The sequence below is a fragment of the Pseudomonas sp. B21-031 genome (assembly GCF_024748985.1).
Classification (GTDB): domain Bacteria; phylum Pseudomonadota; class Gammaproteobacteria; order Pseudomonadales; family Pseudomonadaceae; genus Aquipseudomonas; species Aquipseudomonas kermanshahensis.
In genome coordinates this window covers 4,912,979-4,937,519 of the sequence record NZ_CP087181.1, presented here as the reverse complement: position 1 = coordinate 4,937,519, position 24,541 = coordinate 4,912,979, and the positions used below count along the sequence as shown (strand labels likewise).

Below are 24,541 nucleotides of genomic sequence, written 5' to 3'. Positions count from 1 at the left end.
GGCACAAGGCCGCTCCCACAGGGACCGCACCGGCTCAGAAGGCTGCGCAGGCCCTGTGGGAGCGGCCTTGTGCCGCGAATGGGTCGCGAAGCGGCCCCGCTCTTCCATCATCATTTCACCGTTTTTCTAGGAGCGCTCTAATGGCTGTTGGTCTTGGTCCTTTGCCCACCCTGCACCCGGTTCCGGGTTTTGAACTCGGCATCGCTTCTGCCGGCATCAAGCGCCCTGGGCGCAAGGATGTGGTGGTCATGCGCTGTGCCGAAGGCTCCAGCGTTGCTGGCGTGTTCACCCTCAACGCCTTCTGCGCAGCACCGGTGATCCTCTCCAAGCAGCGTGTTCAGGGCGCTGTGCGTTACCTGCTGACCAACACCGGCAACGCCAACGCCGGTACCGGTGCTCCGGGCCTGGCCGCTGCCGAGCGCACCTGCGCCAAGCTCGCTGAGCTGACCGGCGTGCCGGCCGAGTCGGTACTGCCGTTCTCCACCGGTGTAATCGGCGAGCCGCTGCCGGTCGAGAAGATCGAAGGCGCCCTGCAGGCTGCCCTGGACAACCTGTCGGAAAACAACTGGGCTGAAGCCGCCACCGGCATCATGACCACCGACACCCTGCCCAAGGGTGCCAGCCGCCAGTTCGAGCACGATGGTGTGACCGTGACCGTGACCGGCATCAGCAAAGGCGCCGGCATGATCCGCCCGAACATGGCCACCATGCTCGGCTACATCGCCACTGACGCCAAGGTCGCACCCAAAGTGCTCAAGGACCTGATGCTCGACGGCGCCAACAAGTCGTTCAACCGCATCACCATCGATGGCGACACCTCGACCAACGACTGCTGCATGCTGATCGCCACCGGCAAGGCCAACCTGCCAGAAGTCACCGAAGCCAGCGGCGCGCTGTTCGAAGCCCTGAAAAAGGCGGTGTTCGACGTGTGCATGGAGGTGGCCCAGGCCATCGTCCGTGATGGCGAAGGCGCTACCAAGTTCGTCACGGTGCAGGTCAACGGGGGTGGTAATCACCAGGAATGCCTGGACGTCGGTTACGCCGTCGCTCACTCGCCGCTGATCAAGACCGCACTGTTCGCCTCTGACCCCAACTGGGGCCGCATCCTGGCCGCCGTCGGCCGTGCGGGCGTGCCGGAGCTGGATGTCAGCCTGATCGATGTGTACCTGGACAACGTCTGCATTGCCAGCCAAGGCGGGCGCAGCCCGAGCTACACCGAGGCGCAAGGCTCTGCGGTCATGGCCCAGGAAGAGATCACCATCCGCATCGAACTGGGCCGTGGTGCGTGCAGCGAAACCATCTGGACCACCGACCTGTCCCACGAGTACGTGAAGATCAACGCCGAATACCGCACGTGATTCAATTGGGGCCGCTTTGCGGCCCTTCGCGGCACAAGGCCGCTCCTACACCGGTCTGCGCTGTACCTGTAGGAGCGACCTTGCGTCGCGAAGGGCTGCGAAGCAGCCCCAAACACCGACAAATGGAGCCGAACCATGAGCTATCACCTGATCATCGGCGACAAGCTGTATTCTTCCTGGTCGCTACGCGGCGCCCTGGCCCTCGAGCTGGCCGGCGTTCCCTACGAAGAAACCCTGATCAAACTCAACCAGCCCGACACCCGTCAGCGCCTTCTCGCCTACTCCGCCACCGGCAAAGTGCCGCTGCTCAAGACCGAGCATGGCGTGATCGCCGACTCCCTGGCCATCGCCGAATACCTCAACGAACGCCACCCTGAAGCGCAGCTGTGGCCTGCCGACGTGGCCGCCCGTGCCCAAGCCCGTTCGGCCTGCGCGCAGATGCACAGCGGCTTCTTCGCCCTGCGCGGGGCGATGCCGTTCGACCTGTCCCGTGACCAGGCCCTGGAGTCTGTGCCGCTGGAGGTGCAGATCGACATCGACCGTATCGTCGCGCTGTGGTCCGAATGCCGCCTGGTCGCCAAGGACACGGGCCCGTTCCTGTTCGGCAAGCCGACCCTGGTCGATGCCTACTTCGCCCCGGTGGCCGTGCGCTTGCGCAGCTACCGCGTCGAAGTCCCGGCAGAGGCGGCGGCTTACATCGAGACTATTTACCAGTGGCCGGCGTTCAAAGCCTGGCAGCAGGCTGGCCTGGCGGAGCGCGAAGGGTGAAACGCATTCATGTAGCAGCAGCGGTGATCCGCGGTGCCGATGGCCGCATTCTGATTGCGCGGCGGGCAGATACCCAGCACCAGGGCGGCCTTTGGGAGTTCCCGGGTGGCAAGGTGGAAGAGGGCGAAAGCGTCGAAGCGGCGCTGGCCCGTGAGCTGCGCGAGGAATTGGGTATCGACGTGACCCGGTCGCGGGCGCTGATCAAGGTCAGCCATGACTACCCGGACAAACAGGTGCTGCTGGACGTTCGCGTTGTCGAAGCGTTCACCGGTGAACCCCATGGCGCCGAGGGCCAGCCTTTGGAGTGGGTGGCGCCGCGCGACCTCGCGCAGTACGACTTCCCTGCCGCGAACAGGCCGATTGTCGCCGCTGCACGGCTGCCGGATCAGTACCTGATCACGCCGGAGGGCCTGGAAGTGCCGCAGATGCTCAAGGGCATCCAGAAGGCCGTGGCCAACGGCACCCGGCTGATCCAGCTGCGAGCGCCGGACATGTACGACCCCAAGTATCGCGATGTGGCGGTGGATGCGGTCGGCCTGTGCGGTGGCAAGGCCCAATTGATGCTCAAAGGGCCGCTGGAGTGGCTGGGTGACTTCCCGTCGGCTGGTTGGCACCTGACGGCTGCGCAGTTGCGCAAGTATGCCGCCAAGGGGCGACCGTTCCCTGAGCACCGCTGGTTGGCGGCGTCCTGCCACAGTGCCGAAGAGCTGGCATTGGCCGAGCAGATGGGGGTCGATTTTGTCACCTTGTCGCCGGTGCAGGCGACCCAGACGCATCCTGAAGCGGTGCCTTTGGGGTGGGAAGCGGCGCAGCGGGCGATTGCAGGTTTCAGCCGGCCAGTGTTCTTGCTGGGTGGGGTAGGGCCGGGTGATCGTGAGCGGGCTTGGGAGGCGGGCGCGCAGGGTGTGGCCGGGATTCGGGCGTTCTGGCCTGAGCTCTGAGTCGCTTGTGATTGGGGCTGCGTAGCAGCCCCAGCACTCTCAGCATTCAGGCTTCGGCGCAGGCTGCCACAGCACCTCGGCAACCCCCTGCCGCCGCCCAATGATCCGCGCCGCCACAAACAACAGATCCGACAGCCGGTTGATATACGCCAACCCAGCACCCTCCAGCGTCTCCAGCGCATTCAACTGCTGACACCGCCGCTCCGCACTGCGCGCCAGGCACCGGCACACATGCGTCTGCGCCACCAACGCCGAACCACTGGGCAGGATGAAATTCTTCAACGGCCCTAGCTCTTCGTTCCACACGTCGATTGCTGCTTCCAGCCGCTCCACCTCGGCCAGGTTCAACGCCTGGTAACTGGGCATTGCCAGCTCGCCGCCGAGGTCGAACAAGCGGTGCTGACAGGGCGCAAGCACTTCGCTCACTTCGTCCAGCCCCTGCTCAGCCAGGCCGGCGAGCAGCACCCCTAACTGGCTGTTGAGGCTATCCACCTCGCCGATGGCCTCGATACGCGGGTGGTCCTTGGGCACCCGGCGGCCGTCGCCCAGGCCGGTTTCGCCTTTGTCGCCAGTGCGGGTGTAGATCTTCGACAGGCGGTAGCCCATGTCATGCCTCCGTGGTGTTTGGTGCCGTCGCTGCCGGCTGGCCGAGGGGCAGGCGCAAGGTGAAGCAGGTGCCCTGGCCGGGCGTGGACTGCACCTCCATCTGCCCCTTGTGGTTGTTGGTGATGATGAAATACGAAACCGAAAGGCCAAGGCCTGTGCCCTGGCCGATCTCCTTGGTGGTGAAGAACGGCTCGAAGGTGCGCTTGCGCACCGCTTCAGGCATGCCCACGCCGTTGTCCTCAACCTGAATTTCGGCCCAGGGCGGGTTGAGCCGAGTGCGCAGGGTGATGCGCCCGGGCTCGCTGGGTTGCGGGCGCAGGTGGATGGCCTGGGCGGCATTTTTTAGCAGGTTGAGCAGCACTTGTTCCAGCTCGTTGGCGGTACAGGGCACTGGCCCAAGGTTAGGGTCGAACTGGCGGACAATGGCCTGGCCCTTGAAGTCAAAGCCAATGGTGAGGTCGAAGTCGTTGCTGGCGATTTCCACAGCCTGGTCGATCAGCGCTGGCAGGTCGCAAGGTGCCAACTGGCGGTTGCTGCGGCGGCTGAAACTGAGCATGTGGGTGACGATTTTGGCCGCCCGGGCGCCGGCCTGTTGAATGCCGTCGAGCAGTTGCGGCACTTCGCGGCTTTCGAGGTAACGGTTGACGGTGGGCAGGTCGATGCCCAGCTCTTCGGCCTGCTCCTGGTTGCGCGGCAACTCCGGGGACAGGCGCCGACGGATATTCTGCACGTTATGCAGAATCGCCCCCAGCGGGTTGTTGATCTCGTGCGCCATGCCCGCGGCCAGGCCGCCCACCGAGAGCATCTTTTCCGATTGCACCATCATTTCTTCCAGTGACAGGCGCTGGGTAATGTCGTCGATGCGGATCACCACCCCGCGGCCGCCGCCGCCCATCAGCGGATAGAACGTCAGGGCGTAGTGGCGCAGGTCCTCGCCTTTGGGCCAGGTCACCCGCTCGATTTTCGCCACCCGGTGTTTCTCTACGGTTTCCTTGAGCTGCGGTAAAAACGGTTTGAGCGGCTCGAAGGCGATGAAGATCGGCTGGTTCAGCGCTTCGTCCAGGGGCGTTCCGGAGAGCACCGTGGCCTCGTGGTTCCACTGGGTGACGTAGAGCTGCTCGTCGAGGGCGATCAGCGCCGAGGGCATGGAGTCGATGATGCTGTTGAGGTAGTTCTGGAAGCCTGTGAGTTTTTTCTCGATTTTGCTGCGCACCTGAACTTCCAGCTCCAGCTTGCGGTTGGTGTGGCGGGTTTCTTCGGCCAGGCCCTGGGCCTGGTCATAGGCGGTCTGGAATTCGTCGCGGGTGCGCTTGAGCTGCTGCTCGCGGGCCTCGATGCGCGAGAGCATGGTGTTGAACGCTTCGGCGAGGCTGCCGATTTCGTCATCGTTGCCGCGGCGGGCACGCAGGGCGTAGCTTTCTTCGCGGGTGACCTGGCGGCTGAGCTCTTCGAGCTGGTTGATCGGCTGTGTGATCAGGCGCTTGATCTGCCGCGCAACGACGATCCACAGCAGGATGCTGAACACCAGGATGCCCAGGCTGGCGCTGAGCGTACCCGTGTAGAAGGCGGTCGGCAGTTCGCTGCTGGCCACCAGCAGCAAGTGGGCAGGTGGGTTGGCGTCGCGGGGTATGCGAATCAACTGCGTGCTGCGAAATTCCATCAGGCGCCAGCCGTCGATGTTGCGAAAGCGCTTGGGCAACGCCAGCGGTTCGCCGTGCTGCAGCTGCGCCAGCATGCGGCCATCACCGCCATAGACGGCGGCGGCGCGCAGTGGCATGTAGCTGTCCAGCTCCTTGAGCAGTGCATTGGCACTGTCTGCGCTGTCGCCGGCACGTGCCGACAGCTGTGGGTTGGCGATCAGCCGGCCGATGGTCTGCAGCGCCTGGGGCGCCATGCTCTCCTGGGTGATCCAGTAGGCGGCGCTGATGAAGGTCAGGTTGGCCACCAGCAGAATGGTCACCAGCAGCACCAGCAGGGCCGCCAGCAGCTTTTGCCCGACCGGGAGGTTTTCCAGGCGTTGGCGCAGGGTCATGGGCAAGGCAGTGTCCGTATCCGGTTGAAAGGGCCAGCGTCAGGCGCTGGGCAAGCCGCGTGCCTGCAGGTTATCGACCAGTCGCTGGTGCAGGCGTTCCAGTTCCGGCAACGCCACGCCATGCCGCTCGGCAGCGCGACACACATGGCCGAGCAGGTAATGGACCTCGGTACGTCGGCCCGCGCGCACGTCCTGGTACATGGAAGAGTAGTTGGCGGCAGTGGCGAGGATCACCCGTTGCACTTCTTCGTCCAGGTCCTCGGCAGCCTGGGGTTGGCCACAGCGGCGCAGCAGCTCAGCCAGCTCGTCGCACAGGGCGGTCACTTCGGCCAGGTGCTCCAGCAGGCCGCCATTGCGACACTCATGCAGTACGGTCAGCGGGTTGATGGCGCAATTGAGCGCCAGCTTGCGCCACAGCCGGGTGAGGATATCCACGGTCCATTCGGCCGGGATGCCGGCGTCGTGCAGGTCATCGAACCACGCCGGGATCCCGGGTTTGAGTGGGTCACCCAGCCAGTTGAAGCCATGGCCGGCGAAGCGCACCTGCCAATCGCCCTCGCGGAACGCCCCTTCGGTGCTGGAGGCGAAGATGCAACGGGCATGGGGCACCTGGTCGGCGACCTCGTCCTGGCTGCCCAGGCCGTTCTGCAGCAGCACCAGCTCTGCGCCTTCGGCCAGCCGCGGTGCCAGGCGCTTGATGGCCGGCGCCGCGTCATACGCCTTGCAGGCCACCAGCAGGCGGTGAATAGGGCCATGGGCGTCAGCCGTTTCGGCGGGGATCGCGTAATGCCTGGAGGTGTCCTGCTCGAGCAAGGTCAGGCCGCCCACACGTTGATAGGCCTGCAGCCGCTGCTCGTCGCGCAGGATCAAACGTACCGCCTTGCCGGCGCGCGCCAGGCGGCAAGCCCACAGGCTGCCCAGGCTACCCGCGCCGAGAATATGCCAGGTGCTGCTCATATGCGTTTCGCAACCCGTTATAATGAGCCCGCATTTTAACCATCTAACTCAGCGTGCTCCATCTTCAGGCCGAGCGCGCTTTTATTTTTGGAGAATACCCATGCCTTCGTTCGACGTGGTATCGGAACTGGACAAGCACGAAGTGCAGAACGCTGTAGACAACGCCGTCAAGGAACTCGATCGCCGTTTTGACCTCAAGGGCAAGGGCAGCTTCGAGTTCAAGGACAAGGAACAGACCGTGCTGCTGACCGCCGAGGCCGAATTCCAGCTCGAGGCAATGATCGAGATCCTGCGCGGTGCGCTGGTCAAGCGCAAGATCGATGTCAAATGCTTGGAAACCAAGGATGCCTATGCGTCCGGCAAAGAAATGAAACAGGAAGCCAAGTTCCGCGAAGGCATCGACAAAGAGCTGGCGAAGAAGATCGTCGCCCACATCAAGGATGCCAAGCTCAAGGTCCAGGCTTCCATCCAGGGTGAGCAGGTGCGTGTCACCGGCAAGAAGCGCGACGACCTGCAAGAAGCGATCGCTGCCCTGCGCGCCAAGGAATTCGACATGCCGCTGCAGTTCAACAACTTCCGCGATTGATCGAAGCGTCACCAGGAACCTCGATGGCGTAATGATGTCCATGGGGGCCGTGGCCGCGGAAATGCCCGCGGCCAGTTTTACCGTGCACATGCCGTTCGGCATCAGGAGATGAACATGGATTTGAACGCTGAAGTCGATCAGCTGGTCCGCCAATCCCAAGCCTGGGTCCCGTTGATCATGGAGTACGGCAGCCGCGTGTGCCTGGCGTTGCTGACCCTGGCCATCGGCTGGTGGGTCATCAACAAGGTCAGCGCGCGCCTGGGCAAGCTGGTCGGCCTGCGCAATGCCGACCTGGCATTGCAGGGGTTCATCAGCACCCTGGCCAATATCATCCTGAAGATCCTGCTGTTCGTCAGCGTGGCGTCGATGATCGGCATCGAGACCACCTCCTTCGTTGCCGCTATTGGTGCTGCCGGCCTGGCCATTGGCCTGGCGCTGCAGGGTAGCCTGGCGAACTTTGCCGGCGGTGTGCTGATCTTGATGTTCCGCCCATTTCGCATCGGAGACTGGATCGAAGCGCAGGGTGTCAGCGGCACCGTGGACAGCATCCAGATCTTCCACACCGTGCTGCGCACCGGTGACAACAAGACGGTGATCATGCCTAACGGCAGCCTGTCCAACGGCATCATCACCAACACCAACCGCCAGCCGACCCGCAAAGTGGTGTTCGACGTAGGCGTGGATTACGAGGCCGACCTGCAAAAGGCGCGCAACGTGCTGCTGGAACTGGCGCAGGACCCGCGTGTGCTGGCCGACCCGGCACCGCAGGCGGTGATTTCGACGCTGGGCGACAGTTCGATCACCGTGTCGCTGCGTATCTGGACCAAGACGTCCGACTATTGGGATGTGATGTTCATGCTCAACGAGCATGCCCGTGACCGGTTGAAGGCCGAGGGCATCGACATTCCGTTTCCGCAGCGAGTGATTCGTGTGGTGCAGGAGACGGCTACCCAGTAACACTGCTGTTCAAATAAGCCGGGGCCGCTGCGCGCCCCATCGCCGGCAAGCCGGCTCCTACAGGTTCAGGTTGTCATCTAACTTTGTGGGAGCCGGCTTGCCGGCGATGGGGCGCGCAGCGGCCCCGGCTTTTCCACCTCATTACACTTGTTCACAGCTAAACCCCGCCACTTCTGGCATATAGCCTGACCCCACCTGCCTCTACCCGAAGCTCACCATGAAACCACTGCTGTACATCACCCCCCTTCGAGCCTTGCTGTTTGGCCTCACCCTGGCCTTGTTCGAATTGCTCACTTACCTGGCCAGCGACGCGGTCATGCCGGCCATGCCCGTGGTGGTCGGCGACCTGAACGCCAGCCCCGAGTACATCCCCCATGCCCTGAACCTGTACCTGCTCGGTGGCGTGGTCCTGCAGTGGCTGATCGGCCCCCTGGCCGACCGCTATGGCCGTCGCCCGCTGCTGTTGGGAGGGTGTGTGTTTTTCGGCGTGGCGTGCCTGGCGACCTTCTGGGTCCATGACATCGGCCTGTTCAACCTGCTGCGCCTGTTGCAGGGCATCGGCCTGGGCTTTGTGGTCACGGTCAGCTACCCGGCCCTGAACGAGGCGTTCAGCGAAGCAGACGCGGTGCGCATGATGGCCCTGCTGGCCAACATTGCCCTGCTGTCGCCGCTGCTCGGCCCGCTGGTGGGGACCTTGTTGCTGCAATGGCTGGACTGGCGTTGGCTGTTCGTGGCCTTCGCCATCGGGGCGGTGCTGGCGTGGGTGCTGCTGTACCGCTTGATGCCGGAAACACTCGGTGTGGAGCGGCGCGATGGTTCGCGGCTGCCGTTCACCCCAATTCACCTGCTGCCACTGTTGTCCGGCTACGGCCAGTTGCTGGCCAACCGGCGGTTTGTCGCCGGCAGCGCAGCCCTTGGCCTGGTCGGCTTGCCTTTGATTGGCTGGATTGGCCTGTCGCCGGTGCTGCTCATCCATGACGAGGGGCTGAGTACGATGGAATATGCCTTGTGGCAATTGCCGGTGTTCGGCGGGCTGATCATGGGCAACTTGATCATCAACCGCATTGCCGACCGTTACCCGCTGCCAGCCCTGGTGCGTGGCGCACTGTGGCCCTACCTGGCTGGCCTGTCGTTGATGGTGCTGGCGACTTGGTACTGGCCGACGGTGACCAGCGTGGTCGCTGGCATGTCGCTGTACGCGCTGGGGTTGGGTGTGGCCAACGCCGTGCTGTACCGCATGACGCTGTTCTCCAGCGAGCAGAGCAAGGGGCTGGTCTCGGCCATGCTGGGGATGATCACCATCGCCTTGCTGGGCCTGGGTGGGGCGCTGCTGGCGATGATCGGGGCAGGTGCCAGCCTGCTGCACTTTGCCTTGGCAGCCAGTGTGGCGGGTGCGCTGGCGCTTTGGCCGTTGTGGTTCGTGGTGGGTGGTCGCCCTGGGGAAGGGGCGGTGGCTCAGTAGCTTGCCGGCGCCGGCCATGCGCAATCCCTGTAGGAGCAGCCTTGTGCTGCGAAGAGGCCGGTGACAGAACAGTGAATCTTCGCTGCTGTTACCGGCCTCTTCGCAGCACAAGGCTGCTCCTACAGTGAAACATCTAAATAGTGGGGTTCAGGGCCGTTCGGCCGCTGGGTTCTCCTCGGGCACGGGCTTGCCGCGCCCGGCCTCCTGACGCCACTGCAGGGCGATCAGAATCAACGTTGGCACGCCCAGCAGGGCGGTGATCAGGAAGAAGTCGTGGTAACCGAACTTCTCCACCATAACCCCCGAATAGCCGCCAATCAGCCGTGGCAGCAACAGCATGATCGAGCTCAGCAGCGCGTACTGGGTGGCCGAGAACTTCAGGTTGGTCAGGCTCGACAGGTAGGCGACGAACGCCGAGGTGGCCATGCCGGAGCTGAAGTTGTCCAGCGAGATGGTGACCACCAGCATGTCCAGGTTCGGGCCCATGTCGGCCAGCATCAGGAACAGGATGTTGGTCGCCGCCGAGGCCGCGCCACCGATGAACAGGATCGGCATGATGCCGAAGCGCACGATCAACAGGCCGCCGACGCCGGCGCCGACCAAGGTCATGATCAGGCCGAAGATCTTGCTGACGCTGGCGATCTGGTCCTTGGTGAAGCCCATGTCGATGTAGAACACGTTGGCCATCACGCCCATCACTGTGTCCGACATGCGATAGGTGGCAATCAGCCCAAGTAGCAGCAGCGCTTGCCAGCGGTAACGGGCAATGAAGTCGTTGACCGGGGTAAGCACCGGGGCAAGGCCACGACGGCCCATGGTCGACAGGCACGCCCAGGTCAGCATCGCGTACAGGATCAGGCGCAGGAAGGCGCGGTCTTCGAGCAGTAGGTCAAGGGGCGTCGCGTCACCGAAGAACACGCTGGCCCAGTCGGTATTGAACAGCTGGGTGAAGCTGGCAGGCACCGACACCAGCAGCACGATCAGCACGAACACCGACGCCAACTGGTGCACCAGGCCGTAACGCGCCGCCGACAGCTGGGTACGCAGCGGCACTGGAGGTTCACGCATGACCAGGGTGGTGAACAGCGCTGGCAGCATCAACAGGGCGAACATGATGTAGGTGCCGGCCCAGGCCTTGTGCAGGTAGCTGAAACCGGTGGAGCCAAACCATTCGGCGAAGAACAGCGCACCGGCGGTGGCCAGCAGGGCTGCTACCCGGTAACCCGCCATGTAGCTGGCAGCCAGGGCGGCCTGGCGCTGGTCATCGGCAATCTCCAGGCGATAGGCATCGACAGCGATGTCTTGGGTGGCCGAGGCGAAGGCAACCAGAACCGCCAGGGCGATCAGCCACGACAGGTGCTGCTGTGGGTCGCACAGGCTCATGCCGACCAGTCCGATCACCACCAGCGCCTGCGACAGCAACAGCCACGAACGGCGACGCCCCAGGCCGCCGAGCAAGGGCAGGCGCCATTGGTCGAGCAGCGGCGACCAGACCCATTTGAAGGCATAGGCCAGGCCGATCAGGCTTGCGTAACCAATGGTCTCGCGGGCCACGCCAGCTTCGCGTAACCATACCGAAAGGGTCGAGAACACCAGCATGTAGGGCAGGCCGGCGGCAAAGCCGAGCAGCAGAAGTACCAGGGTTGACGGGCTGGCATAGGCAGCGAGCGCAGCGCGCCAGGTTTTACGGGGCATGGGCCAACATCTGCCTCAAGTTTGCGAATACAAAGCGCGCACTCTAACCGCTGTGCTCCATCGGGCGCCAGCCATGGCGCGTCATATCCACACGATTATTGGTCACATTTACGCCTTCTGCGCGCAGCCGTGCCCGTTGTTCGTCGCCTGAGGGCGTGCCTAAAGCCAGGCTCAGCCGCCCGCCAGCGCCCAGCACCCGATGCCAGGGCAGGCGAGTATCGGGTGGTAACTGCCCGAGGGTGCGCCCAACCCAACGTGCCGCGCGGCCAAGGCCCGCCAGCTCGGCAAGTTGGCCGTAGCTGACCACCTTGCCTTCGGGCACTTGCCCGAGTACCGAATACAGGGCCGTTCGTCGGGCCTCTGGCGTTTCCAATGCGTGCGCGTATGCCTCGGACATCAGTGCCCCCGTGGCCTGAGGATGAAACCGGACCAATGGTGGCGGTAAATGAGTGTTGAACTCAATGGCAGGCTCCCGGTCTGTCCTTGCTCTGGTTGTCGGTATCTGGATAATGCCCGGCTTTTTTCGTCTAATCGAACCCGTAGTCCGCTTATGTATTCTAGATCCTTGTTGTGCCTGCTAGCCGCTTCCCTGTGCGCCGCGCCTGCGGTTGCCGACACCGTGTGGATGAAAAACGGTGACCGTCTCAGTGGCAAGATCAAAGTCTTCGACGGTGGCAAGCTGCTGCTGGAGACCCCCTATGGCGGGTCTATCGCGCTGGACTGGAAAGCCGTCAAGACCCTGGAAAGCGACCAGGAACTGCTGGTCAAGCAAGACGCTTACAGCGGTGAGCGGGCCAAATCGCTGAAGGCTGCAGAAGACGGCAAGGTTACCCTGGCCAACGGCGAGGCGCCCAAGACCGTCGACCTGGCCAGTATCGAACAGATCATGAAGCCCAAGCCGGTGGTCGAAGACCTGGTCTGGAAAGGCAACGTCGATGTTGCCCTGGACTACAAGCGTGCCGAGAACGACACCGACGACTATGACGTGGGCTTCAAGACCACAGCACGTCATGGCCGCTGGCGGCACAACGCCGAGGGCGAATACAACCGCGAGAGCAAGGACGACGTCACCACCACCGATAACTGGAGTGCCGAGTACGCCCTCGACCGCTTCATTACCGAGAAGTGGTTCTGGCAGGGGCGCATGGAATACAAGCGCGACCACATCGAGGACCTGGCTCGCCAGCGTACCGTGGGTACAGGCCCGGGCTACCAGTTCTGGGACGACGAGCTGGGTGCGTTCTCGCTGGGCTCGCTGATCAACCGTACCGATTTCGAGTACCAGGACGGCGCCAAGGACAACTTCTATGCCGCGGCGGTCAAGTGGGACTACACCCGCTACCTGATCGGCAAGAACGTGCAGCTGTTCACCAATGGCGAAGTCGCCAAGCCGCTGGGCAACGTGGCCGACTACTCGCTGGATGCCGAGGTTGGCCTGCGCTACAAAGTCACCGAATGGGCCTCGCTCAACCTCAAGGCCGAGAAGGACATCATCAGCGGCACGCGTGACAGCGACCTGGACAAGACCCGCTACACGGCAGGCTTTGGCGTGACCTGGTAACGCGCCTACAGTGGCAGCGGCGGGTGATAATGCTTATCTTGTCACCCATCCAGTCCGCCGCCAGGAGCGCCCTTCGTGAGTAACAATGCCATCCGCCCCGCCCGGGAACTGCTGCTCAAGGAATACCGCGGCGTGCTCTCGACCCACTCGAAGTCCATGCCCGGCTTCCCGTTTGGTTCCGTGGTGCCGTATTGCCTGGATGCACAGGGCAACCCGCTGATCCTCATCAGCCGCATCGCCCAGCACACCCACAACCTGCAAAAAGACCCTAAATGCTCGCTGCTGGTCGGTGAGCGTGAGGCCGAGGATGTGCAGGCGGTCGGCCGCCTGACGGTGATGGCCGAAGCGCACAAGCTGGTGGATGAAACCGCCATCGAGGCCGCTGCCGAGCGCTACTACCGGTACTTCCCCGACGCGGCCAACTACCACAAGGCCCACGATTTCGACTTCTGGGTGCTGCAGCCGGTACGCCACCGCTACATCGGCGGCTTTGGCGCCATTCACTGGCTTGATCACGTGACCCTGGCCAACCCGTTCGCGGGCAAGGCCGAGGCGAGCATGATCGAACACATGAACAGTGATCACGCCAATGCCATCGCCCATTACGTCGAACTGACCGACCTGCCACGCACAGCCCCTGCGCTCATGGTCGGTGTCGACAGCGAAGGCATGCACCTGCGTATTGGTCAGGGCATTTACTGGCTGCCGTTCCCAAGCCTTTGCAATACGCCGACACAAGTTCGCGAAGCGTTGGTTTTACTGGCACGCGCCGACCAGTGGCCGGTTGCTGCTGAAGTCGAGGGTTGAAATTGGGAGCGGTCGCATCCATCTGAGGTCTTATTGGAAGGTCTCTTCCGTCGAGGAATCTTTGATGCGTGCTTTTCTACTGTTGCTTCTGCTGTTTCCTGTGCTGGAGCTGTTCGTCTTCGTCAAGGTCAGTGCGGCCATCGGGTTTTTCCCAGCGCTGCTGCTGATCATCGCCGGCTCGGCACTGGGTGTGCTGGTGATGCGCGTGGCCGGGCTGGCCACCGCACTGCGTGCCCGTGAAAGCCTGCAGCGCGGCGAACTGCCCGCTGAGGACATGTTCCAGGGGATGATGCTGGCGGTGGGTGGCGGCTTGCTGCTGCTGCCAGGTTTTATCAGCGACGTGCTGGGCCTGATCTGCCTGTTGCCGTTCACCCGTCACCTGGCTGCGCGCAAGATGCGCCAGCGTGCCGAAGAGCAGGCCATGCGCCAGCGGGCGTTTCAGGATGATCCATTCCAGGCGCAGCCGCCGCGTGATGCCGGCCACCGCCCCAACGTGATCGAGGGCGAGTACGAGCGCCGCGACAAGTGACATTCAGGGGCCGCATCGCGGCCCCTGTTCTTTTTCCGTTCAGCGCCGATGAAAAATTTTCCGTATCAAGCCTTGTAATTGCCTATGGCGGCCTCATGTATGGGTCACCGCAAGGTTTCTGGTGGCGACACCAGACATAACTCAGGTGGTTCGCCCCGCGCGGGCCACCCCCGGCAACGCCGGACCGCATCAACCCGCCGGTGTCGATACCGGCCGATGAAAACCACAATTTGGGAGAGATCGACAATGAAGCTTCGTCCTCTGCATGACCGCGTAGTCATCCGTCGCAGCGAAGAAGAATCGAAAACCGCTGGCGGTATCGTCCTGCCGGGTTCGGCCGCTGAAAAACCAAACCGCGGCGAAGTTGTCGCCGTTGGCACCGGCCGCATCCTGGAAAATGGCGAAGTACGCGCGCTGGCCGTGAAAGTGGGTGACAAAGTGGTTTTCGGCCCTTACTCGGGCAGCAACACCGTGAAAGTCGACGGCGAAGACCTGCTGGTAATGGCCGAGAACGAAATTCTCGCCGTTATCGAAGGCTGATTTCCCCGATTTCCCGTTATTCCAAAGAATTCCAAGGATTAAACGATCATGGCTGCTAAAGACGTAAAATTCGGCGATTCCGCCCGTAAAAAAATGCTGGTTGGTGTCAACGTTCTGGCTGACGCAGTAAAAGCGACCCTGGGCCCGAAAGGCCGCAACGTGGTCCTGGCCAAGAGCTTCGGCGCACCGACCATCACCAAGGACGGCGTTTCCGTTGCCAAAGAAATCGAGCTGAAAGACGCCTTCGAAAACATGGGCGCCCAATTGGTCAAGGAAGTCGCTTCCAAGGCCAACGATGCAGCCGGTGACGGCACCACCACCGCTACCGTTCTGGCTCAAGCCATCGTCAACGAAGGCCTGAAAGCCGTCGCTGCCGGCATGAACCCGATGGACCTGAAGCGCGGTATCGACAAGGCCACCGCCGCTGTCGTCGCCGAGCTGAAAAACCTGTCCAAGCCATGCGCCGACTCCAAGGCCATTGCTCAGGTAGGCACCATCTCCGCCAACTCCGACAACTCCATCGGTGAAATCATCGCCGAAGCCATGGAAAAAGTCGGTAAAGAAGGCGTGATCACCGTTGAAGAAGGCTCGGGCCTGGAAAACGAACTGTCTGTCGTAGAAGGCATGCAATTCGACCGTGGCTACCTGTCGCCGTACTTCGTCAACAAGCCGGACACCATGGTTGCCGAGCTGGAAGGCGCGCTGCTGCTGCTGGTCGACAAGAAGATCTCCAACATCCGTGAGCTGCTGCCAGTGCTGGAAGCCGTTGCCAAGGCCGGCCGCCCACTGCTGATCGTTGCTGAAGACGTTGAAGGCGAAGCGCTGGCTACCCTGGTCGTCAATAACATGCGCGGCATCGTCAAGGTTGCTGCGGTCAAGGCACCTGGCTTCGGCGACCGCCGCAAGGCCATGCTGCAGGACATCGCGGTCCTGACCGGCGGTACCGTTATCTCCGAAGAGATCGGCCTGTCCCTGGAAACCGCTACCCTGGAGCACCTGGGTAACGCCAAGCGCGTCATCCTGTCCAAGGAAAACACCACCATCATCGACGGCGCTGGCGTCGACGGTGACATCGAAGCACGCGTCAAGCAGATCCGTGCCCAGATCGAAGAGACTTCCTCGGACTACGACCGTGAGAAGCTGCAAGAGCGTCTGGCCAAACTGGCTGGCGGTGTTGCCGTGATCAAGGTCGGTGCTGGCACCGAAGTCGAAATGAAAGAGAAGAAAGCCCGCGTTGAAGACGCCCTGCACGCTACCCGTGCAGCCGTTGAAGAAGGCGTGGTGCCTGGCGGTGGTGTTGCCCTGGTTCGCGCCCTGAGCGCAATCGTTGACCTGAAAGGCGACAACGAAGACCAGAACGTCGGTATCGCACTGCTGCGTCGCGCTGTTGAAGCCCCGCTGCGTCAGATCACTGCCAACGCCGGCGACGAGCCAAGCGTTGTGGCCGACAAGGTCAAGCAGGGTTCGGGTAACTTCGGTTACAACGCTGCTACTGGCGAATACGGCGACATGATCGAGATGGGCATCCTGGACCCAGCTAAAGTAACCCGTTCGGCACTGCAAGCTGCTGCTTCGATTGGCGGTCTGATGATCACCACCGAAGCCATGATTGCTGATGCTCCGAGCGAAGCTCCAGCTGGCGGCGGCATGCCAGACATGGGCGGCATGGGTGGCATGGGCGGCATGATGTAAGCCAGCCTTACCCCTAGCGTCATAAAAAAGCCCCGGCTCGTGAGAGCCGGGGCTTTTTTTGTGCTTCGGTGGTGAGCATTGGGGCTGCTTTGCAGCCCATTCGCAGCGCAAGGCTGCTCCTACACATGACACCGTGCTGCTTTTTGTAGCAGCAGCCTTGTGCTGCGAATGGGCCGCACAGCGGCCCCTCACTCAGGCAACACTGGCCTCCACAGCAGGCGCCTCAACCCGCCCGCGCCGGTACAGAACCAGGTAATACGACCCCAACCCGATCAACCAGCAGAACACCGCCGTCCACACGTTGTGCGACAAGAAGTGCGCCCCTTGCATCATCCGCCCGACCGACAGCACCGAACCGGCGACCAGCGCCACCCCCAACGCCACCCGTGCCAGGCGCGGGCGTCGATCACGCAGCGCAAAGAACAACGCGAACAGGCAGAAGCCGGTCGCAGCATGCCCGCCTGGCCAGCACAGCCCCGGCTTATCGGTGGCGGGGCGTGCCTCCAGCAGCTTGCTGTAGGTTTCCTTGCCGCCGAACTGGCTCAGGCTCCAAGGGCACTGCACCTGGGTGACCTTCTTCAGCGGTGTCACAAACGCCGTGGACAAGCCCAGCGCCAACACCAGGCAACCCAGCTCCCGACGCCAACTGAACAAACGCCTCCAGAAGAAACTCACGGCAAAGGTCAGCAAGGCCAGCAGCCCCAGCAGGATCACCACCTGCTTGACCCCATCATGCAGTACGTTCTCCAGCAAATAGCTGTGCCGGCCGATGAATTGCCCGGCAGCCGGGTCGAAGAACAGGTTGGCCACGTCCATGTCGACCGAGGTCAGCTCAAGCAGGATCAAGGCCACTGCCGTCACCAGAGGAATGCCCAGGTACAGCCAGAGATTGAGCGGGCGAGGGCGGGTACGTTCGTGCATGACGACTCCAGGGCGCAAAAAAGATCGGGCATTATCGAGTGGGCGCTATCCTGTGTCCGTGAAGGATCGGTGAAAAAACTGTCAACTCCGGTGAATTTTCCCCAGGGGTGGCACAGTGCAGGCATTGGCCTTAAGCTGCGCCTGCCGCGCACCACAGCGAAGCGCCGCACAGGAGAACCCGATGCGCATTCTATTGGTTGAAGACAACCGCGATATTCTTGCCAACCTGGCCGATTACCTCGGCATGAAAGGCTACACCGTCGATTGCGCCCAGGACGGCTTGTCGGGCTTGCACCTGGCGGCCACCGAGCACTACGACCTGATCGTCCTCGACATCATGCTGCCCGGCATCGATGGCTACACCCTGTGCAAACGCCTGCGCGAAGACGCCCGGCGTGACACCCCGGTGATCATGCTCACCGCCCGCGATCAGCTGGACGACCGCCTGCAAGGCTTCCGCTCGGGTGCCGACGACTACCTGCTCAAGCCGTTTGCGCTGTCGGAGCTGGCCGCGCGCATCGAAGCGGTGCTGCGCCGTGCCCAAGGTGGTGGGCGTCGCACCTTGCAGGTCGCCGACCTGAGCTACGACCTCGATACCTTGGAAGTCACGCGCCAAGGCCGCCTGCTCAAGCTCAACCCGGTCGGCCTCAAGCTGCTTGCCGTGTTGATGCAGAAAAGCCCACACGTGCTGCGACGCGAAGTACTGGAAGAAGCCCTGTGGGGCGACGACTGCCCTGACAGCGACAGCCTGCGCAGCCATGTGCACCAGTTGCGCCAGGTGATCGACAAACCGTTCGAGAAACCGTTGCTGCATACCGTCCATGGCGTCGGCTATCGCCTCGCCGAGGGCCGCGATGGAGTTTAAGCAAAGCCTTGCCCAGCGCATCATCATCGCCTTTGCGTTGATGAGCGCGCTGGTGGCCGGCGCCTTTGCCTTCGGCATCGTCGCCACGGTGCACCTGGTTGAAGAGCGGCTGATTTCCACCGTGCTGGGCGGCGACCTGCAACGCCTGTTGCGCATGGACAGCGTCAGTGACTGGAGCCATCGGCCGCGTCCGGACCAGCTGTTCTACTTCAGTGGCGGGCGTGACGATTTCGAGTTACCCAAAGACTTGCGCCACCTCAACAGCGGCTTCCACGAAGTGTTTCGCGACCAGCTGTCGTACCACGCGATGGTCGAGATCGTCGATGGCCGTCGCTACGTATTGCTGCAAGACCAGAGCGACTTCGAAGAGCGCGAGCGTGTGCTGTTCGCTGTTGTGGTCGTCGGCTTCGTGCTCAGCCTGGTGCTGGCCGTGATTTTGGGCTGGCTGGTGGCGCGCCGGGTGATGGCGCCGGTGATCCGCCTGGCGCGTCAAGTGCGCCACCGCGACCAGCTACTCGGCCTGGCACCGCCACTGGCACCCGATTACGCGGCCGACGAAGTGGGCCAATTGGCCGTGGCCTTCGACGACACGCTGGGCCGCTTGCGCGACGCCTTGACCCGCGAGCGGCTGTTCACCAGCGACGTCAGCCACGAGCTGCGAACCCCGCTGATGGTGCTGGCCACGTCGTGTGAACTGCTGCTGGAAAACCAGGCACTGGACCCGCGTGCACGTAGCCAGGTCGAGCGGGTGGCGCGGGCGACCGAAGAAATGCGCGAATTGGTCAAGACCTTCCTGATGCTTGCCCGCGCCCAACGCGATGAGGGTGCCGTGGCCTCCCAAGCGACCTTGCGCGAGGTTGCGGATGAACTCACTGGGGTTTGGCGCGAAACGATCGAGCAGAAGGGGCTCACGCTGTACTTCGACGGCCGCGTCAGCGCAAGCCCGGTGCTGTACAACGCCACCTTCCTGCAATCGGTGATGGGCAACCTGCTGCGCAACGCCGCGCACTACACCGACAGCGGTTACATTCGCCTGAGCCTGGAAGCGAATGGGTTCAGCGTCGAGGACAGTGGCGTGGGCATACCCGAGGAGCAGCGCGAGGCGATGTTCAAACCCTTCGTGCGCGGCGCTGAGCGGCGTGGCGAAGGGCTGGGCTTGGGCCTGTCGCTGGTGCAGCGCATCTGTGACGACCAGGGGTGGCGCGTCACCCTGACCTCGACCTTGCCGCACGGCTGCCGCTTTCAGGTGGACCTGAGCCAAAGTGTGGAGAAGGGCAGCCCTTCGGGGTTGGTCGGGTAATTTTTGGTAATACCTCTCCAAAGAACTAACACTTTTTTCACATTGGCATAACCTGATTCCAACGCTTGCTTACCTAAGGTGAGCGCACTGGAGTCAGGAGATGCCCAATGCGTAGCCCCATCAAGCTTGAATTTTCCGAGAAATACGACAAAGACCACGCGCGCGAGTATTTCCTCAAGCATCAGGATGGTCTGGCCCGACGCCTTTCCCACAAGCGTGACGAGCAGTTGGCACGTCGCGCCTTGGCGTTGGCCGGTGAGCCGGGCCTGGTACTTGACCTGCCCTGCGGTGCTGGGCGCTTCTGGCCGTTGCTGGCGGAAAAACCCAACCGGGTGATCATCGGCGCCGACAACTCCGAGGCGATGATCGAGACAGCCTGTGCCGCGCAACCGCCAGAGGTGGTCGCCCGGGTACGCCCCTTGCAGACTTCTGCGTTCGCCATTGACCTTCCTGACAATTCGGTCGACAGCATCTTCTGCATGCGGCTGTTCCATCACATCGGCGAAGCGGCCCACAGAAAGACAATTCTTTCGGAATTTCAAAGGGTTAGCCGTGATAGTGTGATTCTGTCGCTGTGGGTGGACGGCAATTTCAAAGCCTGGCGCCGGAAAAAGCTCGAACAGCGTCGCAGCGCCAAAGCCGAGCAGGACAATTACCAGAATCGTTTCGTGTTACCAGCGGACACGGTCGAAGAAGAATTTGAGGCAGCCGGTTTCAGAATCCAGGAACGCTTGGACTTCCTGCCGTTCTATGCCATGTGGCGAGTCTATGTATTGCGTAAGGGGTAGTGTTTGATGGCTGTAGCCCAGAGTGGGGAGTCGCGGTTCGATTTTTACTGGCGCCAGCAGGGCGAATGGGTCGAGGAACCCAACCAGCGGCGTGGCGGCGAGAGTGGCGTGCAACGCCTCAACGATGCCAACGGCAAACTGCTGTATGCCAAGCGCCAGGTCGGGCACATCTACCGCAGCCTGCTGCACCCCTTTGGCCGGCCGACCGTATTGCGTGAACTCGATGCCATCAACAGCTTCGAGCAATTGGGTGTACGTGTTCCGCACATCGTCTTTTGTGGTGCCGAGCGCGATGCCGATCATCAATGGCGCGCGCTGCTGGTCAGCGAAGCGCTGGATGGCTTTGTCGAGCTCGACACCTGGCACGCCGAAGGTGCCCGCGAGCGTTATCCCCAGGTGGTGCATGAGCGCATGCTCAAGGACTTGGCGGATAACCTGGCGCGCATGCACCTGGGGCACTGGCAGCATGGCTGCCTGTATGGCAAGCATGTGTTCGTCAAGGTGATCGGCGAGGGCGACCAGGCCCGGGTCGAAGTCGCTTTGCTGGACCTTGAGAAGTGCCGGCGGCGCATCAGTTGCCAACGTGCGGCGGCGAATGACCTGCGTCAGCTGCGCCGCCACTCGTCGTTCACTGATGCGGAATGGCAGACATTGCTCTACTTTTACCAAATGGCGTTTGGCAGCGTTGTCAAAGGGTTAGGGCAATGAAACTAGAAATCGCTCGAGCTTTGTTCCTGGTGGCTGGATTGGCCGTGACCACTGTGGCGGTGGCTGCCTGGGAAGAGCCGAAGCCGACGGTGTTCAGCAAGGCCGAGATGGCTGACCAGTGCGCTTTGCCACATGTGGCAAAGCCGCAGGAACAGGTCAAGCCGGACCAGGATCTTTTGCTGTTCCTGTTCGGTATGCGTCAGGGATTGCGGCCGTTCGGCTGAACCTGGGTGGTGCTTGAAAACCAGAGGCCCTGCATAGCGGGGCCTCTGGTTTTTTTGTCTGTGAGCGCCGTCGGCCAACTACGATTCCGGTAGGAGCAGCCTTGTGCTGCGAAGAGGCAGGTGAAAACACCCTCAATCTTCGCTGCTGCCACCGGCCTCTTCGCAGCACAAGGCTGCTCCTACCGGGAAATGTCAGCTGGCACAGGTGCCTTGGCCACCGTCTTGTGCGCCAGTAAGGTGTAGATACAAGGCAGCACAAACAAGGTAAACAACGTCCCGATCGACATCCCGGTCGCAATCACCGTGCCGATATCGAACCGGCTCACTGCCCCTGCGCCGGTCGCCAGAATCAACGGCACCATGCCAAACACCATCGCCGCCGTGGTCATCAGTACCGGCCGCAGGCGGATGGCGGCCGCTTCCTCGATTGCCTCACGCACGGTCAGGCCTTTTTCTTCGCGCAACTGGTTGGCAAATTCGACGATCAGAATACCGTGCTTGGTGATCAGCCCGATCAGTGTCACCAGCCCGACCTGGGTATAAATGTTCATGCTGGAAATACCCAGGAACAGCGGCAACAGCGCCCCGCAGATCGACAACGGCACGGTCACCAGAATCACCAGCGGATCGCGGAAGCTTTCGAACTGCGCCGCCAGCACCAGGAAGATGATCGCCAGCGCCAGGCCGAAGGTTACCCACAACGCGCTGCCTTCCTGAACATACTGGCGCGCCACCCCGGCATAGTCGAAGGCGAAGCCTTCCGGGGCTTCTTCGCGGGCGATGGCCTGCACGGTCTGCAATGCTTCGCCCAGGCTGACCATGGGCACGCCTTGGATGATGGCCGAGTTCAACTGCTGGAACTGGTTGAGCTGGCGCGGGCGGGCGCGGTCGCTGAGGGTGATGAGGGTCGACAGTGGCAGCAACTGGCCTTGGTCGTTCTTCACGTAGTAGTTGTTGAGCCAGCCGGGGTTGTTGCGGTACGGCCGCTCGACTTGGGCAATCACCTTGTAGCTGCGGCCCTCCAGGGTGAAGCGGTTGATTTCCCCCTCGCCCAGCAGGGTGGCCAAGGTGCCGCCCAGGGCGTCCATCGAGACGCCCATCTGCGCCGCTTTGGCCCGGTCGATGTCGACCACCACTTCCGGTTTGTCGAAGGCCAGGTCGATGTCGAGGAAGGCGAACTTGCCCGATGCCTGGGCGCGTGTCTTGATACGTTGGGCCACGTCCAGCAGGGCCGGGTAGTCCCCCGCGGTGTTGATCACGAACTGGAACGGCAGGCCCTCGCCGGTACCGGGCAGCGATGGCAGGTTGAAGCCGAAGATCTGCAGGCCGCCGATTTCTTCAAGTTTGGCCTGCACCAGCGGCAGCAGCTCCATCTGCGTGCGCTCGCGCTCGTTCCAAGGCTTTAACAGGAAGCCGCCAATGCCGCTCTGCACACCGTTGAAACCGTTGATCTGAAACGACGAGTAATACTCGGGGAAGGCTTTGAACAACGGCGTGAACTGGTCGGTGTAGGCGTTGAGGTAGTCGAGGTTGGCTGGCTGCGGCGAACTGCTGATCATGAAGATCACCCCTTGGTCCTCGTTGGGCGCCAGCTCGTTCTGGGTGAATTTGAGCAGTACCGGAATCAGGCACAGGACAATCACCGCGAACACCAGCACCACCGGCCGGCTGTCCAGGGTGGCGTGCAGCAGGCGCTGGTAGCGCACCTTGAGGCGCTCGAACAGCAGGTCGAGGCGATGGGCAAGGCCCGAGGGGTTCTGTTCCTGGCGCAGCAACAGCGCGCACATCATCGGTGACAGGGTCAGGGCGACGACACCGGAGATGATCACTGCACCGGCCAAGGTCAGGGCGAATTCTTTGAATAACGCGCCTGTGAGCCCGGTCAGGAAGCCGATGGGGGCATACACCGCGGCCAGGGTGATGGTCATCGACACCACCGGCATGGCGATTTCCCGTGCACCTTCCAGCGCCGCGTCGAACGGCGTCTTGCCTTCTTCCATGTGCCGGTGGATGTTCTCCACCACGACAATGGCATCGTCCACCACCAGGCCGATGGCCAGCACCATCGCCAACAGGGTCAGCAGGTTGAGCGAGTAGCCCATCATCTGCATGAAGAACAGCACGCCGATCATCGACAGCGGGATGGTCACCACCGGGATCAGCACCGAGCGCAACGCGCCGAGGAACAGGAATACCACGACGATGACGATCAGCACCGCTTCGCCGAGGGTCTTGATCACCTCGTCGATGGAGGCCTGGATGAACAACGTGGCGTCGTAGGCAATCGACACCTTCAGCGCCGAGGGCAATTGGCTTTCGAGTTCCGGCATGATGCGCCGGACTTCCTTGATCACCTCCAGCGGGTTGGCGGCCGGTGTGGCCTTGATGCCGATGTAGACGGAAGGGATGCCGTCGAACGAACTGACCGTGTCATAGTTTTCTGCACCCATCTCGACCCGTGCCACATCGCCCAGCAGCACCCGGCTGTCGCCGCTGGTCTTGACCGGCAGGGCAGCGAACGCTTCGGCAGACTTGAGCTCGGTGCTGGCATTGATGCTGGTGACCACGTACTCGCCTTTTACCTCACCGGCCGCCGAGAGGAAGTTGTAACGGCGCACGGCGTTGGTCACGTCGGTGGCCGAGAGGCCGTAGCCGGCCAGTTTCACCGGGTCGATCCAGATGCGCATGGCGAACACCTGATTGCCGAGGATCTCCGCCTCGGCCATGCCCGGCAGGGTGGCCAGTTTGGGTTGGATCACTCGGGACAGGTAGTCGGTGATCTGCGGGTTGCTCATTTCTTTGCTGTAGAAGCTGATGTACATCAGCGCCGAGGCGTCGGCGGCCTCTTTGCTCAGCACCGGGTCTTCGGCGTCTTGCGGCAGCTTGTTGCGCACCTCGTTGGCCTTGGCCAGCAGTTCGGTGAACAAACGGTCACTGTCGGCGCCGACGCGCGCATAGATGGAGATGATCGAGAAGTTCTGCCGACTCACCGAGGTCATGTAGTCGATGCCTTCGGCGCTGGCCAGGCTCTGTTGCAGCGGCTGGGTGATGTAGCCCTGGATGGTCTCGGCGTTGGCGCCGGGGTACGCGGTGGTCACCGTGATCAGGGCGTTTTCCATCTGCGGGTATTGGCGAATCTGCAGTTTGCTCCAGGCCTGAAAGCCCAGCAGCAGAATCAGCAGGCTGACGACGCTGGCCAGGACCGGGCGACGGATGAACGGGTCGGTGAACGCCATGCCTGCCT

At 62.5% G+C, this 24,541-nt stretch carries 23 protein-coding genes; 16 read left to right on the top strand and 7 right to left on the bottom strand.

The features are described 5' to 3' along the window. The first annotated feature begins 140 nt into the window (after positions 1 to 140). The 3 genes from argJ (at position 141) to LOY53_RS22000 (ending at position 3,067) form a co-directional block, all read left to right on the top strand. Positions 141 to 1,358: a bifunctional glutamate N-acetyltransferase/amino-acid acetyltransferase ArgJ gene (argJ, locus tag LOY53_RS22010; RefSeq protein WP_258703287.1), complete on the top strand. Its 1,218-nt coding sequence runs from the start codon at positions 141 to 143 to the stop codon at positions 1,356 to 1,358. Between the two features lie 135 nt (positions 1,359 to 1,493). Beyond that, positions 1,494 to 2,126, top strand: a complete 633-nt coding sequence (locus LOY53_RS22005; RefSeq protein ID WP_085273641.1) for a glutathione S-transferase family protein — start codon at positions 1,494 to 1,496, stop codon at positions 2,124 to 2,126. Continuing rightward, positions 2,123 to 3,067 (top strand): Nudix family hydrolase, encoded by a 945-nt coding sequence (locus LOY53_RS22000; protein ID WP_238209515.1) that lies wholly within the window; start codon positions 2,123 to 2,125, stop codon positions 3,065 to 3,067. The genes LOY53_RS22005 and LOY53_RS22000 overlap by 4 nt, the downstream gene beginning before the upstream one ends. A gap of 39 nt (positions 3,068 to 3,106) precedes the next feature. Here LOY53_RS22000 and LOY53_RS21995 read toward each other — a convergent pair whose 3' ends face one another. From LOY53_RS21995 to LOY53_RS21985, 3 genes are read right to left on the bottom strand one after another with little or no spacing between them, the layout of a single operon-like run. Further along, positions 3,107 to 3,673, bottom strand: coding sequence for a cob(I)yrinic acid a,c-diamide adenosyltransferase (locus LOY53_RS21995; RefSeq protein ID WP_252825746.1), 567 nt, complete (start codon positions 3,671 to 3,673; stop codon positions 3,107 to 3,109). A gap of 1 nt (position 3,674) precedes the next feature. After that, entirely contained in the window at positions 3,675 to 5,705 is a 2,031-nt protein-coding gene (locus LOY53_RS21990) for an ATP-binding protein (protein WP_252827455.1), read from the bottom strand. A 39-nt stretch (positions 5,706 to 5,744) separates the two neighbouring features. Beyond that, the gene (locus tag LOY53_RS21985) at positions 5,745 to 6,662 is read right to left on the bottom strand and encodes a putative 2-dehydropantoate 2-reductase (protein WP_252825745.1); all 918 of its coding nucleotides are present in this window, start codon (positions 6,660 to 6,662) and stop codon (positions 5,745 to 5,747) included. Between the two features lie 100 nt (positions 6,663 to 6,762). Here LOY53_RS21985 and LOY53_RS21980 point away from each other — a divergent pair, with 100 nt between their 5' ends. The 3 genes from LOY53_RS21980 to LOY53_RS21970 all read left to right on the top strand — a co-directional run bounded on the left by LOY53_RS21980 (position 6,763) and on the right by LOY53_RS21970 (position 9,667). Continuing rightward, a complete protein-coding gene (locus LOY53_RS21980; protein ID WP_027594030.1) occupies positions 6,763 to 7,248 on the top strand; it encodes a YajQ family cyclic di-GMP-binding protein in 486 nt (161 codons plus the stop codon). A 114-nt stretch (positions 7,249 to 7,362) separates the two neighbouring features. Then, entirely contained in the window at positions 7,363 to 8,205 is an 843-nt protein-coding gene (locus tag LOY53_RS21975; protein ID WP_027594031.1) for a mechanosensitive ion channel family protein, read from the top strand. A 217-nt stretch (positions 8,206 to 8,422) separates the two neighbouring features. Then, on the top strand, positions 8,423 to 9,667 hold the full coding sequence (locus tag LOY53_RS21970) for an MFS transporter (RefSeq protein ID WP_027594032.1): 1,245 nt from the start codon (positions 8,423 to 8,425) through the stop codon (positions 9,665 to 9,667). Positions 9,668 to 9,814: 147 nt separating this feature from the next. On the opposite strand, the gene LOY53_RS21965 is transcribed toward LOY53_RS21970, so the two are convergent. Both LOY53_RS21965 and LOY53_RS21960 read right to left on the bottom strand, forming a co-directional pair. Continuing rightward, positions 9,815 to 11,362 carry an AmpG family muropeptide MFS transporter gene (locus LOY53_RS21965; RefSeq protein ID WP_099455229.1) on the bottom strand — a complete coding sequence of 516 codons (1,548 nt, stop codon included), beginning with the start codon at positions 11,360 to 11,362 and terminating at the stop codon, positions 9,815 to 9,817. A 43-nt stretch (positions 11,363 to 11,405) separates the two neighbouring features. Beyond that, a complete protein-coding gene (locus LOY53_RS21960) occupies positions 11,406 to 11,759 on the bottom strand; it encodes an MGMT family protein (RefSeq protein ID WP_099430360.1) in 354 nt (117 codons plus the stop codon). A gap of 153 nt (positions 11,760 to 11,912) precedes the next feature. Here LOY53_RS21960 and LOY53_RS21955 point away from each other — a divergent pair, with 153 nt between their 5' ends. The 5 genes from LOY53_RS21955 to groL all read left to right on the top strand — a co-directional run bounded on the left by LOY53_RS21955 (position 11,913) and on the right by groL (position 16,491). Further along, positions 11,913 to 12,923 carry a DUF481 domain-containing protein gene (locus LOY53_RS21955; RefSeq protein ID WP_027594035.1) on the top strand — a complete coding sequence of 337 codons (1,011 nt, stop codon included), beginning with the start codon at positions 11,913 to 11,915 and terminating at the stop codon, positions 12,921 to 12,923. A 75-nt stretch (positions 12,924 to 12,998) separates the two neighbouring features. Continuing rightward, positions 12,999 to 13,730, top strand: a complete 732-nt coding sequence (locus LOY53_RS21950; protein WP_252825744.1) for a HugZ family protein — start codon at positions 12,999 to 13,001, stop codon at positions 13,728 to 13,730. A gap of 64 nt (positions 13,731 to 13,794) precedes the next feature. Next, positions 13,795 to 14,259 carry an FxsA family protein gene (locus LOY53_RS21945; RefSeq protein ID WP_027594037.1) on the top strand — a complete coding sequence of 155 codons (465 nt, stop codon included), beginning with the start codon at positions 13,795 to 13,797 and terminating at the stop codon, positions 14,257 to 14,259. 246 nt (positions 14,260 to 14,505) lie between these two features. Next, on the top strand, positions 14,506 to 14,799 hold the full coding sequence (locus LOY53_RS21940; RefSeq protein ID WP_012274036.1) for a co-chaperone GroES: 294 nt from the start codon (positions 14,506 to 14,508) through the stop codon (positions 14,797 to 14,799). Between the two features lie 48 nt (positions 14,800 to 14,847). Further along, positions 14,848 to 16,491: a chaperonin GroEL gene (gene groL, locus LOY53_RS21935; protein WP_085273632.1), complete on the top strand. Its 1,644-nt coding sequence runs from the start codon at positions 14,848 to 14,850 to the stop codon at positions 16,489 to 16,491. Between the two features lie 192 nt (positions 16,492 to 16,683). Here groL and LOY53_RS21930 read toward each other — a convergent pair whose 3' ends face one another. After that, complete coding sequence (locus LOY53_RS21930; protein ID WP_258703286.1) at positions 16,684 to 17,412, bottom strand: phosphatase PAP2 family protein; 729 nt, start codon at positions 17,410 to 17,412, stop codon at positions 16,684 to 16,686. Positions 17,413 to 17,593: 181 nt separating this feature from the next. On the opposite strand from LOY53_RS21930, the gene colR reads away from it, so the two are divergent. From colR to LOY53_RS21905, 5 genes are all read left to right on the top strand, one after another. Next, positions 17,594 to 18,277 (top strand): two-component system response regulator ColR, encoded by a 684-nt coding sequence (colR, locus tag LOY53_RS21925; protein WP_003255215.1) that lies wholly within the window; start codon positions 17,594 to 17,596, stop codon positions 18,275 to 18,277. Then, complete coding sequence (locus tag LOY53_RS21920; RefSeq protein ID WP_099455226.1) at positions 18,267 to 19,577, top strand: HAMP domain-containing sensor histidine kinase; 1,311 nt, start codon at positions 18,267 to 18,269, stop codon at positions 19,575 to 19,577. The genes colR and LOY53_RS21920 overlap by 11 nt, the downstream gene beginning before the upstream one ends. 107 nt (positions 19,578 to 19,684) lie before the next feature. After that, positions 19,685 to 20,365 carry a class I SAM-dependent methyltransferase gene (locus LOY53_RS21915; protein ID WP_027594041.1) on the top strand — a complete coding sequence of 227 codons (681 nt, stop codon included), beginning with the start codon at positions 19,685 to 19,687 and terminating at the stop codon, positions 20,363 to 20,365. Between the two features lie 6 nt (positions 20,366 to 20,371). Beyond that, a complete protein-coding gene (locus LOY53_RS21910) occupies positions 20,372 to 21,073 on the top strand; it encodes a lipopolysaccharide kinase InaA family protein (protein WP_252825742.1) in 702 nt (233 codons plus the stop codon). Beyond that, positions 21,070 to 21,297 (top strand): hypothetical protein, encoded by a 228-nt coding sequence (locus LOY53_RS21905; protein ID WP_252825741.1) that lies wholly within the window; start codon positions 21,070 to 21,072, stop codon positions 21,295 to 21,297. The genes LOY53_RS21910 and LOY53_RS21905 overlap by 4 nt, the downstream gene beginning before the upstream one ends. A 179-nt stretch (positions 21,298 to 21,476) precedes the next feature. Here LOY53_RS21905 and LOY53_RS21900 read toward each other — a convergent pair whose 3' ends face one another. Then, the gene (locus LOY53_RS21900) at positions 21,477 to 24,533 is read right to left on the bottom strand and encodes a multidrug efflux RND transporter permease subunit (RefSeq protein ID WP_252825740.1); all 3,057 of its coding nucleotides are present in this window, start codon (positions 24,531 to 24,533) and stop codon (positions 21,477 to 21,479) included. Positions 24,534 to 24,541: the final 8 nt, after the last annotated feature.

What these genes read in the sequence shown, in the direction of transcription:
- LOY53_RS21945 (WP_027594037.1), top strand. Translation starts at nt 13,795, where the DNA reads ATGCGTGCTTTTCTACTGTTGCTTCTGCTGTTTCCTGTGCTGGAGCTG.
- LOY53_RS21910 (WP_252825742.1), top strand. Translation starts at nt 20,372, where the DNA reads ATGGCTGTAGCCCAGAGTGGGGAGTCGCGGTTCGATTTTTACTGGCGC.
- LOY53_RS21900 (WP_252825740.1), bottom strand. Translation starts at nt 24,533, where the DNA reads ATGGCGTTCACCGACCCGTTCATCCGTCGCCCGGTCCTGGCCAGCGTC.
- LOY53_RS21975 (WP_027594031.1), top strand. Translation starts at nt 7,363, where the DNA reads ATGGATTTGAACGCTGAAGTCGATCAGCTGGTCCGCCAATCCCAAGCC.
- LOY53_RS21920 (WP_099455226.1), top strand. Translation starts at nt 18,267, where the DNA reads ATGGAGTTTAAGCAAAGCCTTGCCCAGCGCATCATCATCGCCTTTGCG.
- LOY53_RS21960 (WP_099430360.1), bottom strand. Translation starts at nt 11,759, where the DNA reads ATGTCCGAGGCATACGCGCACGCATTGGAAACGCCAGAGGCCCGACGA.
- LOY53_RS21915 (WP_027594041.1), top strand. Translation starts at nt 19,685, where the DNA reads ATGCGTAGCCCCATCAAGCTTGAATTTTCCGAGAAATACGACAAAGAC.
- groL (WP_085273632.1), top strand. Translation starts at nt 14,848, where the DNA reads ATGGCTGCTAAAGACGTAAAATTCGGCGATTCCGCCCGTAAAAAAATG.
- colR (WP_003255215.1), top strand. Translation starts at nt 17,594, where the DNA reads ATGCGCATTCTATTGGTTGAAGACAACCGCGATATTCTTGCCAACCTG.
- LOY53_RS21955 (WP_027594035.1), top strand. Translation starts at nt 11,913, where the DNA reads ATGTATTCTAGATCCTTGTTGTGCCTGCTAGCCGCTTCCCTGTGCGCC.
- LOY53_RS21985 (WP_252825745.1), bottom strand. Translation starts at nt 6,662, where the DNA reads ATGAGCAGCACCTGGCATATTCTCGGCGCGGGTAGCCTGGGCAGCCTG.
- LOY53_RS21905 (WP_252825741.1), top strand. Translation starts at nt 21,070, where the DNA reads ATGAAACTAGAAATCGCTCGAGCTTTGTTCCTGGTGGCTGGATTGGCC.
- LOY53_RS21930 (WP_258703286.1), bottom strand. Translation starts at nt 17,412, where the DNA reads ATGCACGAACGTACCCGCCCTCGCCCGCTCAATCTCTGGCTGTACCTG.
- LOY53_RS21965 (WP_099455229.1), bottom strand. Translation starts at nt 11,362, where the DNA reads ATGCCCCGTAAAACCTGGCGCGCTGCGCTCGCTGCCTATGCCAGCCCG.
- argJ (WP_258703287.1), top strand. Translation starts at nt 141, where the DNA reads ATGGCTGTTGGTCTTGGTCCTTTGCCCACCCTGCACCCGGTTCCGGGT.
- LOY53_RS21940 (WP_012274036.1), top strand. Translation starts at nt 14,506, where the DNA reads ATGAAGCTTCGTCCTCTGCATGACCGCGTAGTCATCCGTCGCAGCGAA.
- LOY53_RS22005 (WP_085273641.1), top strand. Translation starts at nt 1,494, where the DNA reads ATGAGCTATCACCTGATCATCGGCGACAAGCTGTATTCTTCCTGGTCG.
- LOY53_RS21995 (WP_252825746.1), bottom strand. Translation starts at nt 3,673, where the DNA reads ATGGGCTACCGCCTGTCGAAGATCTACACCCGCACTGGCGACAAAGGC.
- LOY53_RS21990 (WP_252827455.1), bottom strand. Translation starts at nt 5,705, where the DNA reads ATGACCCTGCGCCAACGCCTGGAAAACCTCCCGGTCGGGCAAAAGCTG.
- LOY53_RS21970 (WP_027594032.1), top strand. Translation starts at nt 8,423, where the DNA reads ATGAAACCACTGCTGTACATCACCCCCCTTCGAGCCTTGCTGTTTGGC.
- LOY53_RS21980 (WP_027594030.1), top strand. Translation starts at nt 6,763, where the DNA reads ATGCCTTCGTTCGACGTGGTATCGGAACTGGACAAGCACGAAGTGCAG.